Genomic DNA, 19,827 nt, shown 5'->3' with positions numbered 1-19,827 from the left:
GTGGATGTTCTCCCGACTTCTGGGCACATCCGGCGCGTTGCAGCGCCGGGTAGTGCGACCAGTGTCTTGGGCGATGACCGTCGTGATGTGCGCAAGCGTCATCCAGGTCGTCAACGCCCCCGCGTCGGCTGCCGCCGAGCGCAAACGCCCGACGGCGACCGACGTCGGCAAGACTGTTCCGAACCGGGCACCTCTGGGCGTGAAGCCGCGTACGGCCAACCCGGCTGCGGCCCCCGCCACCACCACGCCGGCCAAGGTCACCTGGCCGGCGGCGGGAGCCACCGAGATCGCGGTACCCGCCCCGCCCGCCGGTGCACCTGAGCAGGCCGGCGCGCGTACCGCCGCTGCGTCAACGGCCCCGGCCGCGACCGGCAAGGCCGGTGGCCTCGCGGTGTCGGTGTCGGCCGCTGCCAGCCCAGTACAGAAGGCCGGCACTCCGCCGGTTGCCGCTCCGGGCAAGGTACGCGTCGAGGTGCTCGACCGCGCTGCCTCCGAGCGGGCCAGGGTCGACGGCCCGCTGGTGCGGGTCAACCGCGCCGATGGTCAGCAGGGCGCTGGCGACATCCAGCTAGGCGTCAGCTACGAAGGCCTGAGCGGCGCTTTCGGCGGTGACTTCGGATCACGCCTGAAGCTGGTGAAGCTGCCGGAGTGTGCGTTGACCACCCCGGAGAAGACCGGTTGCGCGGCGGAACCGGTGCCTACCGTCAACGACGGTGAGTCGCGCACGCTCTTCGCCACGGTCAGCGCGGCCGCGACGGGTTCGACCTTCGCGCTGGCCGCGGCCGAATCCTCCTCGCAGGGCGACTACGGGGCGACGAAGCTCGCGCCGTCGTCGAAGTGGTCGGTGGCGCCGTCCACCGGCGGGTTCTCGTGGAGCTACCCGATGCGGACGCCCCCGGTTCCGGGTGGCGGCGCTCCGGGCATCACCCTCGCGTACTCCTCGCAGTCGATCGACGGCCGTACCGCCACGACCAACAACCAGGGCTCCTGGTTGGGTGAGGGCTTCAACTACGAGCCGGGGCACATCGAGCGCCGCTACAAGTCCTGTGCCGAGGACGGGCACGACCAGTACGCCGACCAGTGCTGGGCGTACGACAACGCCACCATCCTGCTCAACGGCAAGTCCACCGAGCTGGTCAAGAGCGGCAGCACCTGGAAGTTCGCCACCGATGACGGCTCGAAGGTGGAGCGGCTCACCGGCGCCGACAACGGCGACAACGACGGTGAGCACTGGAAGGTCACCACGACCGACGGCACGGAGTACTTCTTCGGCCTGAACAAGCTCCCGGGCTGGACCACCAACAAGGAGGTCACCGGGTCGACCTGGACGCTGCCGGTCTTCGGTGACGACGCCAACGAGCCGTGCAACAAGTCCACCTTCACTGCCTCGTACTGCGACCAGGCGTGGCGGTGGAGCCTCGACTACGTCAAGGACCGCTACGGCAACGTCAGCTCGTACTTCTACGCGCCCGAGACGAACTACTACGCCCGGGCCAAGAACACCGATGCCAACGGTGTGCCCTACCACCGCGGCGGCTACCTCAAGCGGATCGACTACGGGCAGCGGCACGAAGCGGTCTACACCACCAACGCTCCGGCGCGGGTGCGGTTCGACGTCAAGGAGCGGTGCCTGGCGACCGGCTCCATCGACTGTGACCCACAGGATCTGAACACGACCACGGCGCCGTACTGGCCGGACGTCCCCTTCGACCGCAACTGCAACAAAGACACCAAGTGCAAGCTTGACCAGATCACTCCGACCTTCTGGACCCGGGCGCGCCTGACCGGCATCACCACCGAGATCCGTCAGGGCAGCGGGTGGGAGCCGGTCGACACCTGGAAGCTCGACCACCAACTCCTCGACAACGGTGACGGCTCCCGCACCCTCTGGCTGCACAAGATCACCCACACCGGTCTGTACGGCACCGACATCGCCATGCCGTCGGTGGAACTGGGCAACCTCCAGCTGTCGAACCGGGTCGACCGGGACGACGACAACATTGGTCCGCTGGTCCGGCCTCGCCTCGCCACCGTCTGGACGGACACCGGCGGCCAGATCGACGTCAACTACGCGACCCCGGACTGCACCAAGAGCACGCTGCCGACCGAGGGCAACAGCACCAAACGGTGCTACCCGGTCAAGTGGAACCCGTACGGCAGCGGCGACCCCATCACGGACTGGTTCTTCAAGTACGTGGTCGCCGCGGTTGTCGAGACCGACCGGACCGGTGGCGCACCGGACATGGTCACCAGGTACGACTACCAGGACGGTGCCGCCTGGCGGAAGTCCGAGCCCGACGGGATCTCCGACCCGAAGGACCTCACCTGGAGTGAATGGCGGGGCTACGGCAAGGTCGTCGTCACCGTTGGTAACGGCCAGACCCAGACCACCAAGACCGAGTACCGCTACCTGCGCGGCATGCACGGCGACAAGATGCCGAACAGTACCGATACCCGGGACATCCGGGTGAAGGACTCCGCCGGCGTCGAGCACATCGACTACGACGAGTTCTCCGGTCACCAGTTGGAGAGCACCGTCTATGACGGCGCGGCGGTGGTCAGCCGCAGCATCGCGACGCCGTGGCGGCACAACACCGCCACCGAGTCGCACAGCTGGGGTGCCAAGAAGGCCTGGTTCACCAACACCTCGGTGACCCAGAACTTCGTCGCGCTCGCCGCCGGCGGCTGGCGCCAGACCAAGAACGTCTCGGATTTCGAAACGACCTTCGGTCGGGTCACGCAGACGGAGAACCTCGGCGACGTCGCCGTCACCGGTGACGAGGCCTGCAACCGCACCACCTACGCCGACAACGCCAGCGCCCACCTGTACAGCCTGGTGGCGCGGACCGAGTCGGTGTCGGTGGCGTGCTCGGTGACTCCGGATCGCAAGACCCAGGTCATCTCGGACACCCGCACCCTCTACGACGGCAAGGCGTTCGGTGTGGCGCCCACGGTGGGCAACCCCACCAAGTCGGAGCGGATGGCAAGCCACAACGGCACCACGGCCACCTACATCACCGCCGCGTCGGGGACCTTCGACTCGTACGGTCGGCCTTTGACCGCGACCGACGCGATGGGGAAGACGACCACCACCGAGTACACCGAGACGAACGGCCTCACCACCAAGGTGGTCGAGACCAACCCGCTCGGCCACGTCACCACCACCGAGTACGCCACGGCCTGGGGCAGCCCGGTCAAGCAGGCTGACCAGAACAACCTGGTCAGTCAGTTGGAGTACGACTCTCTGGGCCGGCTGACCAAGGTGTGGATGCCGGACCGTACCGGTGCGACGGGCCTTAGCCCGAGCATCAAGTACAGCTACCTGATCCGCACCGACAAGCCGGTCGCGGTCAAGACCGAGAAGCGGCAGAACGACGGCTCGTACAGCGTCGAGTACAAGCTGCACGACGGTCTGTTGCGTCCGCGTCAGGTGCAGACCGAGGGGCCGGATGGCACCCGGATGATCGCGGACACCTTCTACACCCCGACCGGAAACCTCGACAAGACGTACGCGACCTACAACGCGGCCGGTGTCCCGACGGACGCCATCTTCCCTGCCCGCAACGGCGAGGTCGATGGTCAGACGCTCTACGTCTACGACGGGGCCGACCGGGTCAAGGCGGAGATCTTCGCGGTAGCGGGCAACGAGAAGTGGCGCACCAGCACCACATACGGCGGCGACCGGGTGTCGGTCGACCCGCCGCAGGGCGGCACCCCCACCACAACGATCTCCAACGCGATCGGGCAGACGACGCAGCTGCTGCAGTACAAGGGCGCTGAGCCGTCGGGGGCTTCTGACAAAACGGCCTACACCTACAACCGCTCCGGCCAGCTCGCGACGGTCACCGACCCCGCCGGCAACGTCTGGAAGCACGAGTACGACCAGCTCGGCCGCAAGGTCAAGTCGATCGACCCGGATGCGGGTACGTCGACGATGACCTACGACAATCTGGACCGGCTCACCAGCACCACCAATGGTGTGAACGAGACGATCAGCACCACCTACGACGCGATCGGCCGGACGGCCGCCACCTACAAGGGATCGGCCGAGACCGGCGTACTCCTCAGCAGTTGGATCTACGACCTGGAGATGCTCGGGCAGCTCTCCATGACGAGCCGGTGGATCGACGGTGCCGAGTACGCCACCTACTACACCGCCTACGACGAGTTCTACCGGCCGCACGCCACCTACTACCAGGTGCCCGAGCACGCTGGCGCCGAAATCGCAGGGCTGTACAGCTTCGCGGCCGAGTACAACCCGGACGGCACCGTGGGAGCGGTGGGCATGTCCGACGGTGGTGGCTTGCCCTTCGAGAGCATTGCCTACACCTACGACAGCATGGAGCGGTTGACCGCGACCGAGGGCGACGTGCCGTACCTGACGGACGTCGACTACTCGGCGACCAGTGAGGTCATCCAGACCGAGGCGAAGCTCGGCGACAACAAGGTCTGGTCGACCTACGGGTACGAGCAGGGCTCCAAGCGCCTGACCAACCAGCGGTTGGACCGCAGCGGTGCCCCGGTCATCGACATCGACGCCCGCTACAGCTACGACGCTTCCGGGAACATCACCCAGATCGCCGACACACCCTCGGGCACCCGGGACGTGCAGTGCTTCACCTACGACTACCTGCGCCGCATGGAGCGGGCCTGGACGTCGGCGAGCACCGCCACCGACCCGTGCGCCGGAGGCCCGTCGACGACGGGTGTGGGTGGGGTGGCCCCGTACCACCACGCCTACACGTACGACGTGGTCGGTAATCGCAAGACCGAGTCGCAGTTCGCCGCCAACGGCACCTCGATCAAGGAGCGCGCGTACACGTACCCGGCCGCGGGCCAGCCGCAGCCGCACACCCTGCGCTCGATGACCGAGACGACGTCGGCGGGCTCGAAGCTCCACGAGTACGGCTACGACGCCGCAGGCAACACGACGCGTCGAACCAAGGTCGGCGAGGACCAGACCCTGAAGTGGGACGCCGAGGGCAACCTCGAGTCCGTCACCGACGCCGCTGGCAAGAAGACCAGCTACCTGTACGACGTCGACGGCTCCCGGATGCTTCGCAAGGAGCCGAACGCCACCACCCTTTACCTGCCGGGGATGGAGATCCGGCTCGACCACACCACCAAGGCGACCGACGGCACCCGCTACTACTCCCTGCCGGGTGGCGGCACGATCGTCCGCAAGCTCAACGGCCTGCACTACGTCGCCTCCGACCACCACGGCACGGGCCAGGCGACGGTCGACGAGAACGGTGCCATCGTGCACCGGCGGAGCACGCCGTTCGGCGAGACCCGCGGCACGCCGACAACACCAGGGCAATGGCCGACGGAGAAGGGTTTCGTCAACGGCAATCAGGACTCGACCACCGGCCTGGTGAACATCGGTGCCCGCGAGTATGACCCGGTCACCGGCCGGTTCATCTCGGTCGACCCGATCATCGACGTCAACGACCCGCAGCAGATGCACGGGTACGCGTACGCCAACAACAACCCGATCTCGTTCTCTGACCCCGACGGCCTCAAGGCGTGCTCCGACGACGCGTGCGGTCCCGGTGCCGACTACGAGGACATGTACGGCAACTACCACGCCGTCAAGGGACACAACGACGGATGTGGCGGCTGCTCGGGCGCATATGACCCGGACGAGCCGACCAAGAACGTCTGGAACAACCCTCGTGCCAGCGAGGCGGACAAGGCTGCCGCGGCTGCCGCGGCGGCTGAGAAGGAGCGTCAGGCGCGGATCGCGCGAGCGAAGCAGAAGCTCCTGAACGCGGCCAAGGCTCTCGCCAAGATCATGATGGACGAGCTGGGCATTACCGATGCCCTGGACTGCTTCATCAAGGGCGACATGGGTGGCTGTCTGAATACCGCCATCAATGTTGCTAGCTCGGCCCTCGGTGGAGCGTTGGGCAAACTTGCTGCAAGATATGGGGCTCCTTGGAAGTGGAAAAAGTTCGCCAATCTAGCCAGTCGGGCTAAGGGTCTCCTCGGCGACCTTGTCGATGGTGTAAAAACCCTATTCAATAAGGGGTGCCACAGCTTTGCGCCTGGAACGCTCGTTCTGCTCGCTGATGGTAGCGTCAAGCCGATCGAGAAAGTTCGACTCGGTGAACGGGTGGTGGCCGCCGACCCTGCAACGGGAGCTTGGTCTGCGGAAGAGGTTGTTGCGACGCACGTCAACAACGACGTCAACCTCACGGATCTCACGGTGTTGGTCGGGAGCAGTGCCGTTGTAATTGAAACCACCCAACATCACCCGTTCTGGAGCCAGGACCGACGCGACTGGGTGGACGCGGTGGACCTCCAGGTGGGTGAGAAACTCCTGCCCTTTGGTGGAGGGACTGCCGAAGTGCAGGCGGTCAAATCCTACCCGTCATTCCGAGTAATGCATGACCTGACGGTCAGGACGGCACACAGCTACCATGTGATGGCTGGATCGGCAGCCTTGCTGGTCCATAACATGTCACCAGTTGACCCATACCAGGTGGGTCAATACAACGAGCTCAAGAATGCGTCCGAGGCGAATGATGGTCTCGACATCCACCATCTTCCGCAAAAGCACCCTGCCGGCCAAGTAATCCCGGGATACGATCCCAAGACGGGGCCGGCGATTGCTGTCCCGCAGGGTGAACACCGAAAGATTCCAACCCGCAAGGGCACGTACACTGGGACTGCTCACGACCTGGTGCAGGACGATCTTGCGGATTTGGCCGCCCACACTAATGCACCGCCGGCGGCGCAAGCTAAAATGAAGATCCAGATCGATTCGCAATTCCCTGGACAAAATCTCTGTGATATCTAGCTAGTCTGATTGGAGGGCGGCGGAGTGGATGAGTTCGAAGGATTGATCGCGGAGCTGCAGGCGCTTGGGCCGGCGGACTTCGATCTCGGCAACGAGAGTAGCGCGGGGTGGGGCCGCCTGGGTGAGGTGTGTGACCGTCTCGTGGATCACTTCGACATTCAGGCGTTTGCTCCGCCGCTCTTCGCCTTCCTTGAGCGGCTTGATGGCTCAGATATTGGCGCCCCGGGGCCAGTCGTGCATGCTCTCGAAAGTGCGGGACCTCTGCATCTCCCTTACCTTTGGGAGTCGATGCGGCGGAAGCCGACCGCGTTGGGTGCGTGGATGGTGAACCGCGTGCTCAATACCAACCCACCGGATGCCGGTCGTTGGCTAGACCTGCTTGCTTCAGTGGATGGGCATTCCAAGGCTTCGGAATCTGCAGTCAATGAGGCCCAGGAATTCCTGCGATATCAGCGGTCCAAGGGTCGTTGATTTGTAGTCGAGACTGACATTGCGTCAACGCCGACTACTGATAGACGCGTGCAGTGAAGACTGCGGGTGAAAGCAAATTTGGCTCACCCCGCAGTCTTCACGTCGCCCTCAGCTCCTTGAGCAGGTGGCCCCGTTGAGCGAGAAGTTGGTCGGGGACGAGTACGGCCCGTTCAGCGTGCCCTCGTAGCCGAAGTTGGCTGTGCCGCCAGGTGCAAGGGACCCGTTGTAGCCGGCGTTGCGGACGGTCACCGTTGAGGCGCTCTGGCTGACCGTGGCGTTCCACGAGTTGGTGACCTGCTGCCCACTGGGCAGCTGTAGGTCAGCGTCCAACCGCTGATCGGGCTGGACCCGGTGTTGGTGATCTGCACGTCGACCGTGAAGCGGAGGTCGTCGCCGCTACGGCACAGCATCCACTTGGCTCCAGGGTAATGGGGTGGATGCCAATGATATGCATCTAGGTCAGCCGCTTCGGACCGCTGCAGATCTCCTCGTTGCCGCTGCTTCGGCAGGTACATCGCTGCCGTCGGCGGGCGTGCGGCACGGCATGATCACCTAGGGTTGCGCTGGCAGCCCTACCGACCTCTTCACGTCGGTCACCGGGTTAGGAGACCTCCTTGGGCGACCTTCGAGGGATTCTGCGATTCTGCCCAGATGAGTCAGGAGCAAGCGCAGGTGCTGTCCCGTGGCACCAACTGTGCCGTCGTACAGCTGGTGGGTAGGGCGTTTCCCGGCATCTGTCTGCAGGGCGATACGTTCGCTGCCCTGTTGATGCAGCTGGAGGAGGCGGCTCGTCTACTGCGCCATGATCCCGGCGACCCCGCAGCTCTCGACGAGCTCGACGACGCCGTCGGCGAGGCAGAGCGCTTCCTCGGCTTCTACGAAACGACGCTCTCGGAGCGAGGGATCCGGCGCCCGTACTGAGGCGGCGGCCACCGGCGGCAGAGACATCGAAGACCACCGCCGGTCGGCCCAACACAGCGGCGAGTGGCACCTCACCGTCGTCGAACTACGAAGGCGCACCTCAGCAGTGCGGGGCGAAGACCTGAGGATTGAGCACAACTGATGGCAAACTTCGATCTTGACTCGACAATCGAAGAGCTTGCTCTCTCTGTCGAGTCGCTTCCGATGCGCTCGAAGGCAGCCCTGTTCGGGGCATGTGCCGAGGCGTTGGTCCCCCTGCTGGACGAGGTCGAGCGGCGGACGTCGGGCAAATGGACCTTTCCTACGGCTCGAATAGCCCTCGATCTGGTGTCGGGGTTCATCGAGGGTGGGCCCTCCCGGGGCGATCACCGTGAGCTCCGGCAGCGCATCCTTGCGGCTGGGCCGAATGGGCACGAACTCGACTCACCCTGGAGTACCTACGCGCAGGACGCGCTCATCTGTGTTGACGCGGCGTTGGTTGCGGCTTCAGCACTGGGCGACCGCGATTTCAAACCGATCTGGATTCAGTACGTGATCAACCCACTGGTGGTTTCGCTGGACGTCCAGGGCTATGACGTCGAATCCTCTCCTGGGCCAGTCGGGGGAAATGAATTCCAGGTGCAGCTCGACCGGGCTGTCACTTTCCTGCACTCAGCCGCGGCCCGACTCTCCCTGCAGGAGATTGACCTCGTGACGTACAGGGAGTTGGTCGAGGAGGCGGAGGTCATCCGACCGACGGTACTGGGATAAGCGCGTCGAGGAGAGCGCGGGTGGCGGGCACAATGCGAGGGGCGTGACCAGATGGTCACGCCCCTCGCTGTCGGTTGGGATACTGCTCAGGCGCGCGAGCAGGTGGCCCCGTTGAGCGAGAAGCTGGTCGGGGACGAGTACGCCCCGCTCAGCGTTCCCTGATAGCCGAAGCTGGCCGTGCCGCCCGGTGCGACGGACCCGTTGTGGCCGGTGTTGCGGGCGGTCACCGCGGAGCCGCTCTGGCTGACCGTGGCGTTCCACGCGTTGGTGACGGTCTGCCCGCTGGGCAGCGAGTAGTTCAGCGTCCAGCCGTTGATTGCGCTGGACCCGGTGTTGGTGATCTGCACGTCGGCCGTGAACCCGTTGTTCCACGAGTTCGCCGTGTACTTCACCGCGCAGGCCGCATTGCCCGGCGGCGGGGTGGTCGGCGGCGGGGTGGTGGGGTTGCCGCCGCCGTTGACCGAGGCCGAGAACGACGTCACCGCCAGGCCGACGCCGCCCTGCCAGGGCTCGAAGCCGGCCTGGATGCTGGTCAGGTACCAGGAGTTGGTGATCGCGCCCCGGTTACGGACGTCGTTGATGAAGTCCAGCACGCTGAAGTTCAGGCTGGAGATCGCCGACGGCGCGACGTACGAGATGACGTTGTTGGAGCCGTTGCTGCCCCGCCAGACCTCCCAGGTCCGACCGGCCAGATTCGTCGTGCCGACCACGGAGCCGATGGGCTGGATCGGGCCCTGCCTGTTGAGCCAGATCATGATCTCCATCTGGTTCACCCCGTCCCGCTTGGGTGACGGGTCCAGCCAGATGTCGTACGACGCGTTGTAGGTGGCGCCACTGACGTACCGGTAGGAGATGCTGCTGGTGGCACTGCTGATCTGACTCACCTGGATCGGCAGGTTCGTGCCGGGGGAGCAGTTGGTGTAGTGACAACCGAAGAACACCGAGGGGTACGCCGTCGGTGCGCCGTTGGTGGGGCTGCTGCCGTTCAGGGTGGTGATCTCGAAGCCGCTGCCGGTGACGTTGATGCACTGCTGGGCGGTGGTGCCCCAGCGGTTGTTCTGCACCACGTACCGACCCTGGATGGTGGTCGAGCCGTACTGCTCACAGATCAGGGTGTCGGCGGAGGCGTTGCCGCCGAGGGCCACGGCCACCAGTGAGCTGGTGAGGAGGAGCCCGGCGGCGGCCAGGGCCCGAAGTTGACGTTTCATGACGCTCCTTGACTCGGCGCGTGCCGGGCGCCGGATGTGGTGGGGCTGTGCGGGAGCGCTCCCACGCTCAATGACACATTCACATGTCTGAAACTCATCCGCAACCGCGCGCGTCAAACTGGTGAATTGTGAGGATTGCCACCACCCCCGGACGGCTGCCGCTCGACGGCCAGCTAAGCGACGAGCGCCGCCGACGAGCGCCGCCGAGCCGGCCGATTGGGGCCTGGTGTGCGCGAATAGCTCCGAGTAGCGTGTTGCCTCCAACGCGTGCCGCTCCCCCTCCGGAGGCGTACACCACCATGGGTGGCTCCCCCCTGCGCATCCTCGTCGTCGGCGCGGGCATCGCCGGCCTGGCCGTGGCCCGGGCGCTACGCCTGGCGGGCTTCCGGCCGGACGTCACCGACAGGCTGCCGCCCGGGGAGTCCACCGAGACCGGCCTCTACCTGCCCGGCAACGCCGCCCGCGCGCTGCACCGTCTCGACCTGCACGACCCGGTCCGTCCACTCGGGCAGGTGATCCACCGGCAGCACTTCTTCGATGCCGCTGGCGCGAAGCTCTGCGACGTCGACCTCGACACCCTCTGGGCCGGCGTCGGCGAATGCCGGGCGCTGCCCCGGGCCGACCTGCACCGGGTGCTGCTCAGCGGGGCCGGCGGCGCCGTCCGCCACGGCGCCGAGGTGCGCACCCTGGACCTGCTCCCGGGCGCCGTCGGCGTCACCTTCACCGACGGCACCACCACCGAGTACGACCTGGTCATCGGCGCCGACGGGCCGCGCTCCTCGGTGCGGGCCCTCGCCGCCCTCGGTGGGCCGCCGCGCCCCGTCGGGCAGGTGGTCTACCGGGCCGTGCTCCGCGACGGCCCGCCGGTCGCCGAGTGGACCGCCCTGCTCGGCCAGCGCTCCGGGTTCCTGATGGTGCCGATCGGTGCCGGGCGACTGCACCTGTACGCCGACGAGGCCGGCACCGAGCAGCCGGCCGAGCCACTGGCCCGGCTGCGCGAACTCTTCGCCGACTACCGGGGCCCGGTGCCCGAGGTGTTGGCGGCGCTCGACGAGGTGCACGTCGGGATCACCGACGAGGTGGAGCTGGGCCGCTGGTACCGGGGTCGCGTCCTGCTGATCGGTGACGCCGCGCACGCCACCGCGCCGACCCTGTCCCAGGGTGCGGCGATGGCACTGGAGGACGCCGTGGTGCTGGCCGAGTCGCTGCGCGCCGCCGGCAGCGTGGACGCGGCCCTGGTCGCGTACGAGAGTCGTCGTCGGCCGCGTACGCGCTGGGTGCGCGACCGGACCCGGGACCGCAACCGCACCAGGGACGTGCCGCCGGCGCTGCGCGACCCCCTGCTGCGCGGACGCGGCGGCCGCATCTTCGGGGAGCACTACCGGCTCTTGCTCGGCCCGCTGTAGGCCCGTAGTAGATCGTGTCACGCCACCCCACGCGGCGCTGCGACCTGCCGGGGACTATCCTCCTTGCGGATGACGGCCCGCCGATAACCAGCGTGTGCCGAGCGGGACAACCGAGAACCGGAGGCCACTCGTGACCACCGTCGCACCCAAGCCGGTCGTGACCCGGCCCTGGCCGGTCCGGGAGCCGGTCAAGGGGTCGGCCATCGCGCGGCTGCTGCGAACCACGGACGCGAAGCAAATCGGGATCATGTATATGGTCACCGCGTTCGCGTTCTTCATGATCGGCGGCCTGATGGCCCTGATCATGCGGGCTGAGCTGGCCCGACCCGGGCTGCAGTTCCTGTCGCCCGAGCAGTACAACCAGCTCTTCACGATGCACGGCACGATCATGTTGCTGTTCTTCGCGACGCCGATCGTGTTCGCGTTCGCGAACTACATCGTGCCGATCCAGATCGGCGCACCCGACGTCTCCTTCCCCCGACTGAACAGCTTCGCCTACTGGCTGTTCCTGTTCGGCGGCACGATGGCGACGGCCGGTTTCATCACCCCGGGTGGTGCCGCTGACTTCGGCTGGTTCGCGTACGCGCCGCTGAGCAGCGTCGAGCACTCGCCCGGCGTCGGGGCCAACATGTGGGTCATGGGTCTGGCCATCTCCGGCCTGGGCACCATCCTCGGCGCGGTGAACATGATCACCACGGTCCTGACCCTGCGCGCGCCCGGCATGACCATGTTCCGGATGCCGATCTTCACGTGGAACATCCTGGTCACCAGCCTCCTGGTGATCCTGGTCTTCCCGCTGCTGGCCGCCGCGCTGTTTGCGCTCGCCGCGGACCGCATCCTCGGCGCCCACGTGTACGACCCCGCAACCGGCGGGCCGATGCTCTGGCAGCACCTGTTCTGGTTCTTCGGGCACCCCGAGGTCTACATCGTCGCGCTGCCGTTCTTCGGCATCATCAGCGAGGTCATCCCGGTCTTCTCCCGCAAGCCGATCTTCGGCTACAAGGGTCTGGTCGCCGCGACCGTCGCGATCGCCGCGCTCTCGATGAGCGTCTGGGCGCACCACATGTTCGCCACCGGTCAGGTGCTGCTGCCGTTCTTCAGCTTCCTGAGCTACCTGATCGCCGTGCCGACCGGTATGAAGTTCTTCAACTGGATCGGCACCATGTGGCGGGGCCAGATCAGCTTCGAGACGCCAATGCTCTGGGCGGTCGGCTTCCTGGTCACCTTCCTCTTCGGTGGTCTCACCGGTGTGCTGCTGGCCAGCCCGCCGATCGACTTCCACGTGTCGGACTCGTACTTCGTGGTGGCGCACTTCCACTACGTGCTCTTCGGCACGATCGTGTTCGCGGTGTTCGCCGGCATCTACTTCTGGTTCCCGAAGATGTTCGGCCGGATGCTCGACGAGCGGCTGGGCAAGATTCACTTCTGGCTCACCATGATCGGCTTCCACACCACGTTCCTGGTGCAGCACTGGCTCGGTAACGAGGGCATGCCCCGTCGGTACGCCGACTACCTGCCCAGTGACGGCTTCACCACGCTGAACATGATCTCCACGATCGGTGCGTTCATCACCGGTATCTCCACGCTGCCCTTCATCTACAACTGCTGGAAGTCGTACAAGACCGGCCCGGTGGTCGAGGTGAACGACCCCTGGGGTCACGGCAACTCGCTGGAGTGGGCGACCAGCAGCCCGCCGCCGCTGCGCAACTTCGACCGGATGCCCCGCATCCGTTCCGAGCGGCCGGCGTTCGACGAGAAGTTCCCGGAACTGGCCGCTGGCGGCCAGAGCCTGGCCGGCCCGCCGGAGGGCGGCTCCAAGCCGCTCACCAGTGAGTCGGACGGCGGTGCCAGCTACCGCGAGGACACCGGCAGCGACATCGACCGGCACTGACGCTCAACCCAGCTGTACGACGGGCGCCGCCCCCCGGGATCACCGGGAGCGGCGCCCGTCGCCATGTCCAGCCGGGCTCGGCTCGACCGGTCTGGCTCCGACGGGGCTGTGTGCCTGAAGTGCCTGATGCCTGTGAGTCATCAAGATGACTCACAGGCATCACGCTCTTCAGCATGCATGCATGCATGCCGGTCGGAAGCCCGGCGGACACCCTGGCTGGTCCGCTGCCGCGGCACGCCCGGCCACCCCGGCCCCCGACCCCCGCTGTCGACAGCGTGGGTGCAGCCGTCAGCGGGCGGTGGGGGCGAGGTCGGCCTCGACGGACTGCGCGGGGTTGGCCGCGTCAGCGGTGCGGCGGCGGCGTAGCTCGATCGGAAGCACCACGAGGGTGACCAGCGCGCCGAGCGCTCCGGTGACCACGAAGCCCCAGAGTGGCGAGCTGGCGTCGATCACCGCGCCGGCGAGCGGCGCGCCGATCGCGATGCCGACGGTGACCGCCGACCCGTGCAGGCCCATCGCCTCACCGCGTACCTCGGCTGGGACCAGGCGGCTGACCGCGTCGGAGCCGGCCGCGATGGTCGGCGCGCAGAGCGCGCCAGCCGGGATCAGCGCCAGGCACAGCAGCCACCAGTGCGCACCGCCCAGCCCGACCGGGATGGTGCACAGGGCGAGTGCGGCGGTCAGCGCCAACGGGGAGAACGAGCGGTGCACGGCCCCGTAGGCGAACCCGCCGAACAGCGAGGCGACCGCCCAGATGGCCAGCACCGCGCCGGTCCAGCCGACCTCGCCGCTGGCGCGCAGCACGGCGACCACCGCCACGTCGGTGCCGCCGAGCACCAGGGTCGCGGCGGCGCTGAGCGCCAGCACGGCGAGCAGTCGGGGGGTCAGCCACTCCCGGCGAGGCACCCGCCGAGGTGGGCCGCTGGGCTCGGCGGCTCCCCGGATCGGTGGGTTGACCACCCACAGGGCGATCCCGGCGGCGACGATGCCGCCGCCGACCAGGTACATGGTGGTCTGCGCGGAGATCGCGGTGACCAGGGCCACCGCCAGCGCCGGCCCGATCATGAAGGACAGCTCGACCGACATGGAGTCCAGCGCGTACGCCGGGCGGCGCTGAGCCTCCGGGACCAGCGCGGCGATGGACTGACGGACCACGGAGAAGATGGGCAGGGCCAGGGAGCCGGCCACGAAGGCGGCCGGCAGCAGCAGGGGGTACGGCAGCGTGGGCGCGGTGGACCAGAAGATCGCCTCGGCGATGCCGGTGACCACCAGGACCGGGCGCAGGCCGCGACGGTCCACCAGTCGGCCGAGCACTGGCCCACCGATCGCCGCGCCCACTGTGACGGCCGCGCCCACCAGACCGGCGGCCCCGTAACCGCGATCAAGATCGAACACCACGTGGAAGGTCAGCGTCACCCCGGTAGCGGTGAGCGGGATGCGGGCAAGGACGGCGACCAGCAGCAGCGACCGCAGGCCGGGCAGGGCGAGCGCTTGCCGGTAAGGCTTCATGTTCACGTGGGTCCGTACCTCCGGCGACATCCTCGACCGGAGGCGGCCCGATGGCCAACCAATTACGCCCTCATGCGGCCCTGATCACAGGCTCGCCGTGCAGGGTCACCCCGGCGCCGTCCATCGCGCGCAGCGCCACGTCGGTGGTCGCCGGAGCGACGGCGGCGGTCAACTCGAGCAGCACGGTGGTGGCGAAGCCCTCCCGGGCGGCGTCCAGCGCGGTCGCCCGGACGCAGTGGTCGGTCGCGATGCCGACCACGTCGACCTGATCGACGTCGTGCCGGCGCAGCCAGTCGGCCAGGCACTCGCCGTCGTCGGCATGCCCCTCGAAACCGGAGTACGCCGCCGCGTGCTCGCCCTTGTGGAAGATCGCCTCGACCCGGCCGGTGTCCAGCTCGGGGTGGAACTCGGAGCCGCTGGTGCCGACCACACAGTGCCGGGGCCAGGACTCCACGAAGTCCGGCGGATCGCCGAAGTGCGCACCTGGGTCGACGTGGTAGTCCTTGGTGGCGACCACGTGGGACCACCGGTCCGGCTCGGAGGCCAGCAGCCGGGAGATGCCCGAGGCCACCCCCGCGCCGCCCGCGACGGCCAGTGAGCCGCCCTCGCAGAAGTCGTTCTGCACGTCCACGATGATCAGAGCGTTGGCCATTCGGGGGTTCCTCTCGTGATCCGGCCGGTGCGGGCGATCTGGGTCGAGGTCAGTCGGAGGGTACGACGGTGACCGGCACCGCCGGGTCGCCGGCCGAGAGCTTCAGCCCCTCCCACGGGATGGAGATCAGGCACTCGCGCAGGTGCTCCCGTGACTCGTCGAGAGAGGGTAGCGAGACCGGCTCGCCCCCCACCACGTACGAGCGCTGGAGCATCCGGTCGTTGGGCTTCCGGTCCGGCACACCCTGCGGGACGATGATCTCCTCGGTGGCGGTGCCGGTCGGCTTGTGACGGCGGACCGCGACCTTCCGGCCGCCGATGGTGGCCTTGTGCTCGGAGCGCTTCACCACCGGGCGTCCCTCGACCTCGACGAGCTTGTAGACCAGCCCGGCGGTCGGCGCACCGGAGCCGGTGACCACGGCCGTGCCGGCGCCGTACATGTCCACCGGTTCGGCGGCCAGCGCGGCGATCGAGTACTCGTCGAGGTCACCGGAAACAATGATCTTGGTTTCGGTGGCGCCCAGCGAGTCGAGCAGCTCCCGAGACTGCTGGGCGATCACCGCCAGGTCACCCGAGTCGATCCGTACCGCCCGCAGCTCCGGGCCGGCCACCGCGATCGCGTTGCGGATGCCCTGGCTGATGTCGTACGTGTCGACCAGCAGCGTGGTGTCCTTGCCCAGCGTGGCGACCTGCGAGGCGAACGCCGCCCGCTCGTCGTCGTGCAGCAGGGTGAACGCGTGCGCAGCCGTGCCCGCCGTCGGGATGCCGTAGCGCTCACCGGCGGCGAGGTTGGAGGTGAACCGGAACCCGGCCAGGTACGCGGCCCGCGCCGCGGCCACCGCCGCCTCCTCGTGCGCCCGACGCGACCCCATCTCGATCAGCGCCCGGCCCCGCGCCGCGGTCACCATCCGCGCCGCCGCTGCCGCCACGGCGCAGTCGTGGTTGAGCACGGAGAGCGCCACCGTCTCCAGCACCACGCACTCGGCGAAGCCGCCGGAGACGGTGAGGATCGGCGAGCCCGGAAAGAACAGCTCACCCTCGGCGTACCCGTCGATGTCGCCGGTGAAGCGGTAGTCGGTGAGCCAGGCCGCGGCCGCGTCGTCGACCACCCCGGTCCGCAGCAGGAAGTCGACCTCGGTGGGGTCGAACCGGAAGTCGCGGATCAGCTCGATGAGCCGGGCGGTGCCGGCGACCACGCCGTAGCGGCGGCCACTCGGCAGCCGGCGACTGAACACCTCGAAGACACACCGGCGGTCGGCGGTGCCGTCCTTCAGTGCCGCGCTGACCATCGTCAGCTCGTAGTGGTCGGTCAGCAGCGCGGGGCGGTGGGTGCTCACCGCCCCAGCCTAAGGTTCAGCCCGCGTCGCCGCCCTCGTGGCCCGGGATCGAGCGCAGCGCGGCCCACAGCTCGGCGCGACCGGTCACGCCGAGCTTGGCGTAGATGCGCTGAAGGTGATTTTCCACGGTGCGCGCCGAGAGGTAGAGCCGCTCGGCGATGGCCCGGCTGGGTGCGCCGTGCGCGGCGAGGCGCGCCACCTGCCACTCCCGCTCGGTGAGCACCGGCGCGCCCGCCTGCAGTGCCGGTGTGCGGATCAGGTCACAACGCCCGAGCAGCCCGGCCAGGCGCTCCCGGGCATCGTTGGCCGCAGGCGAGTGCTGCCGGCGCAACCGCTGAACGGCCTGGGAGGTGGCCTCCGCCGCGAACACGGTCAGCTCCAACGCGGCATAGTCGTCGGCGACCGCGAGCAGATCGGTGGCGGAGTCGGTCACCGCCGCGTGGGCGTGCCGGGCCAGCAGCGGCGGAAGCGCCCCGTCGACCCGTTCGGACAGCTCGGCGAGGCGCTGCGCGACGGTGCGGCGGCCACCGTCGGAGCAGGTGGGACCGACCGGCATGCCCGCCTGGTCCAGCCGCACCAGGTCGTGCAGGACGTGCACCTCGTGCCCGGCGAAACCATCCGATCGCAGGCGGTCGACCAGGTCGCCTAGGTGCTTGACCGCGCCCGGCAGGTCGCCCGATGCGGCGAGCGCCGCGCCCCGGGCCTGCTCCAGCCACGGGTAGAGCACCGCCATGCCCGGCGCGTGGGTGCGGTCCGCTTCGGCCATCGCCGCGGTGGCCTGCGCCGAGTCGCCGCGCAGGGCCGCCGACTGGGCGCGCTCGGCCTGGGCCAGACCGGCGTAGACCCGGCTGGTGGCCAGCACCGCGCAGGCACCCAGGGAGGTTCGCATGGCCGCGTCGCTCTGCCCACGCATCCGGGCCGCGTACGCCTGGAGGATGGCCAGGTAGCCGGTGCCGAGCCGGAAGTCGCCGGCACCGGCGAGGTCGGCGAACTCGTCGGCGACGATCGCGTCGATCCCGGCCAGGTCACCGGTGAGCATGAGCCTGGTGCCCCGGGCCAGTTCCAGTGCCAACTGCAGGTACGGCATGTCGGTGCGCCAACTGCCCGCGGCGGAGTGCACCTGGGCGATCGCCGTACCGCTGCGGTTGAGCTGGCCCTGTGCGGCCTGGACGTACGCGATGGTGGATCGGGCCAGCTCGCGGGCGGCGACGCCGGCCGCCGGCCGGTCCAGTACGCGTTGGCTGAGCCGCACCGCCTTCGTCGTGTCGAGCCCGTGCAGGCGCATGATCGCCTCGAAGGCGTGCACCCGGGACTGGTCCGCGGAGTCACCGAGCTGCTTGACCCGGCTGGCGAGCTCATCCACCGTGGACTGGCGGCTCAACCCCCAGTAGCTCACCATCCCGCGCACTGTCAGCCAGCGGCAGAGTCGTCGTTCGTCGCCGGGCTCGGGTGGCACCGCGTCGAGGACGCCGATCGCCTCCTCCGGCCGGTCGGCGAACATCAGGATGGTGGCCAGCAGCTCTGCCGCGTCGGAGCCGCCGTCGGCGTTGAGCGCGGCGCGCGCCAGGCGGGTGGCCAGCGGCACGTCGTAGCGGGTGAAGGCCTGCACCGCGGCATCGAGCAGCATGGCCGGGTCCTGTGCGGTGCCCGAGTCGAGTCGCCAGACCGCCACCCGCAGCAGGTCGTCGCGTCGGCGCTTGCCGACCTGCTCCAGCAGCTCCGCGAGGTGTGCCTGAAGGCGGCGGGTGCGGCTGACCGGGCAGCGGCGACGCATCACCTCGCCGTAGAGCGGGTGGGCCAGCCGGACGTTGGTCCGCCGGTCGTGCTGGATCACGCTGATCAGACCGCGTTCCTCGGCGGTCTCCACGTCTGCCTGGTCGGCGGCCTGCTTGAGCAGGTGCAAACCGAGTGGTTCGCCGAACGCCACCAGCTCGACGACCGCGCGGACGCCGTCGGTGAGCTTGCCGACCCGGGTGTCGATCAGGTCGGTCAGGCTCGGCGCCAGCTCCAGTCGGCCGGTCCACTTCCAGATGCCGTAGGTGCGCTTCAGCTCCGCGCTGCCGGTGGCGGCGTGCACCAGCTCGCGCAGCAGCAGCGGGTTGCCGGCCGACAGCTGGCCGAGCCGGTCGGCGGAGCCGGCGTCGACCGGGCCCTCCAGGATGGCCGCCAGCAGGCCTGCGGTCTCCTCCGGTGGCATCGGGGTCAGCTCGACGTGCTCGACCAGATCGTCGGTCCAGAGTGCACGGATCGGCAGCGGGATCTGCTCGCCGTCGCGCAGGGTGCCGAGCACTGTGGCGTTCTCCGCGCGGGCGACGAGATGCACCAGCGCCGCCGAGGGCGGATCGAGAAGGTGGGCGTCGTCGATGGCGAGCACGATGCGTCGGCCGGCCGCCTGCTGTTGCAGCAGGTTGAGCGCCCAGCGCAGGATGCCGGCGGGGGAGAGGCCCTGGGGTTGCTCGGCGGGGAGCACCTGCACCAGCCCGCCGAACGGCAGCGCGGCCGTGGTGGCACTGGCCGCGATGGACCAGATCGCGAACCGGTCGGTGGGCAACGCGTTCACGCCCTCACGCAGCAACCGGCTCTTGCCGATGCCAGCGCTGCCGCTGAAGAAGAGCCCCCGGCCAGCCTCACCGGTCACCGCCGCGAGCAGGCGGTTGAGCTCATCTGTTCGGCCGACGAACTCCCATCGACTCATCCGGGCAGCATATCGATGAATTCCGTGCGCGCCCGCACCGTCACCGAACGAAGTTGAGTAGCGGCACAATTACCGGTGAGTATCGGAGGTGTTCCGCCCGGTCGTCGGCTCGCCCGTAGTCTTCGACATCCGGGGGTTGCTCCACTGGAATGTTCACGCGACCGGGCAACCGGTCACCTGCAACGG

General features: G+C 68.3%; 12 protein-coding genes. 6 read left to right on the top strand and 6 right to left on the bottom strand.

The features are described from left to right. The first annotated feature begins 4 nt into the window (after positions 1–4). Both KBX46_RS26600 and KBX46_RS26595 read left to right on the top strand, forming a co-directional pair. On the top strand, positions 5–6,802 hold the full coding sequence (locus KBX46_RS26600; RefSeq protein ID WP_210794560.1) for an RHS repeat-associated core domain-containing protein: 6,798 nt from the start codon (positions 5–7) through the stop codon (positions 6,800–6,802). A gap of 24 nt (positions 6,803–6,826) precedes the next feature. Continuing rightward, positions 6,827–7,273 carry a hypothetical protein gene (locus tag KBX46_RS26595; protein WP_210794558.1) on the top strand — a complete coding sequence of 149 codons (447 nt, stop codon included), beginning with the start codon at positions 6,827–6,829 and terminating at the stop codon, positions 7,271–7,273. A 108-nt stretch (positions 7,274–7,381) separates the two neighbouring features. On the opposite strand, the gene KBX46_RS32730 is transcribed toward KBX46_RS26595, so the two are convergent. Next, positions 7,382–7,603, bottom strand: a complete 222-nt coding sequence (locus KBX46_RS32730; protein WP_247668231.1) for a cellulose binding domain-containing protein — start codon at positions 7,601–7,603, stop codon at positions 7,382–7,384. A gap of 321 nt (positions 7,604–7,924) precedes the next feature. Here KBX46_RS32730 and KBX46_RS26585 point away from each other — a divergent pair, with 321 nt between their 5' ends. Then, complete coding sequence (locus tag KBX46_RS26585) at positions 7,925–8,194, top strand: hypothetical protein (RefSeq protein WP_210794556.1); 270 nt, start codon at positions 7,925–7,927, stop codon at positions 8,192–8,194. 141 nt (positions 8,195–8,335) lie between these two features. After that, positions 8,336–8,944, top strand: a complete 609-nt coding sequence (locus KBX46_RS26580; RefSeq protein ID WP_210794555.1) for a hypothetical protein — start codon at positions 8,336–8,338, stop codon at positions 8,942–8,944. An 86-nt stretch (positions 8,945–9,030) separates the two neighbouring features. On the opposite strand, the gene KBX46_RS26575 is transcribed toward KBX46_RS26580, so the two are convergent. Next, a complete protein-coding gene (locus KBX46_RS26575; protein WP_210794553.1) occupies positions 9,031–10,152 on the bottom strand; it encodes a cellulose binding domain-containing protein in 1,122 nt (373 codons plus the stop codon). A gap of 299 nt (positions 10,153–10,451) precedes the next feature. Between KBX46_RS26575 and KBX46_RS26570 the strand changes: the two genes are divergently transcribed. Both KBX46_RS26570 and ctaD read left to right on the top strand, forming a co-directional pair. Next, positions 10,452–11,558 (top strand): FAD-dependent monooxygenase, encoded by a 1,107-nt coding sequence (locus tag KBX46_RS26570; RefSeq protein WP_210794551.1) that lies wholly within the window; start codon positions 10,452–10,454, stop codon positions 11,556–11,558. 130 nt (positions 11,559–11,688) lie between these two features. After that, a complete protein-coding gene (gene ctaD, locus KBX46_RS26565; protein WP_088946427.1) occupies positions 11,689–13,449 on the top strand; it encodes a cytochrome c oxidase subunit I in 1,761 nt (586 codons plus the stop codon). 288 nt (positions 13,450–13,737) lie between these two features. Here the strand turns inward: ctaD and KBX46_RS26560 are convergent, their stop codons facing one another. From KBX46_RS26560 to KBX46_RS26545, 4 genes are read right to left on the bottom strand one after another with little or no spacing between them, the layout of a single operon-like run. Then, a complete protein-coding gene (locus tag KBX46_RS26560; protein ID WP_210794550.1) occupies positions 13,738–14,988 on the bottom strand; it encodes an MFS transporter in 1,251 nt (416 codons plus the stop codon). 40 nt (positions 14,989–15,028) lie between these two features. Continuing rightward, positions 15,029–15,610 carry an isochorismatase family protein gene (locus tag KBX46_RS26555; RefSeq protein WP_088946429.1) on the bottom strand — a complete coding sequence of 194 codons (582 nt, stop codon included), beginning with the start codon at positions 15,608–15,610 and terminating at the stop codon, positions 15,029–15,031. 49 nt (positions 15,611–15,659) lie between these two features. Next, positions 15,660–16,946, bottom strand: coding sequence for a nicotinate phosphoribosyltransferase (locus KBX46_RS26550; protein WP_088946430.1), 1,287 nt, complete (start codon positions 16,944–16,946; stop codon positions 15,660–15,662). Between the two features lie 16 nt (positions 16,947–16,962). Next, positions 16,963–19,641, bottom strand: a complete 2,679-nt coding sequence (locus KBX46_RS26545) for a LuxR C-terminal-related transcriptional regulator (protein WP_210794548.1) — start codon at positions 19,639–19,641, stop codon at positions 16,963–16,965. Positions 19,642–19,827: the final 186 nt, after the last annotated feature.

This window comes from Micromonospora sp. C81, from assembly GCF_018070425.1.
Lineage (GTDB): Bacteria > Actinomycetota > Actinomycetes > Mycobacteriales > Micromonosporaceae > Micromonospora > Micromonospora zamorensis.
This window is presented reverse-complemented; position numbering and strand designations above follow the sequence as displayed.

Excerpts from the sequence above, each read along its gene's own strand:
- KBX46_RS26600 (WP_210794560.1), top strand. The coding sequence starts at position 5 with ATGTTCTCCCGACTTCTGGGCACATCCGGCGCGTTGCAGCGCCGGGTA.
- KBX46_RS26585 (WP_210794556.1), top strand. The coding sequence starts at position 7,925 with ATGAGTCAGGAGCAAGCGCAGGTGCTGTCCCGTGGCACCAACTGTGCC.
- KBX46_RS26580 (WP_210794555.1), top strand. The coding sequence starts at position 8,336 with ATGGCAAACTTCGATCTTGACTCGACAATCGAAGAGCTTGCTCTCTCT.
- KBX46_RS26575 (WP_210794553.1), bottom strand. The coding sequence starts at position 10,152 with ATGAAACGTCAACTTCGGGCCCTGGCCGCCGCCGGGCTCCTCCTCACC.
- KBX46_RS26570 (WP_210794551.1), top strand. The coding sequence starts at position 10,452 with ATGGGTGGCTCCCCCCTGCGCATCCTCGTCGTCGGCGCGGGCATCGCC.
- KBX46_RS26560 (WP_210794550.1), bottom strand. The coding sequence starts at position 14,988 with ATGTCGCCGGAGGTACGGACCCACGTGAACATGAAGCCTTACCGGCAA.
- KBX46_RS26555 (WP_088946429.1), bottom strand. The coding sequence starts at position 15,610 with ATGGCCAACGCTCTGATCATCGTGGACGTGCAGAACGACTTCTGCGAG.
- KBX46_RS26545 (WP_210794548.1), bottom strand. The coding sequence starts at position 19,641 with ATGAGTCGATGGGAGTTCGTCGGCCGAACAGATGAGCTCAACCGCCTG.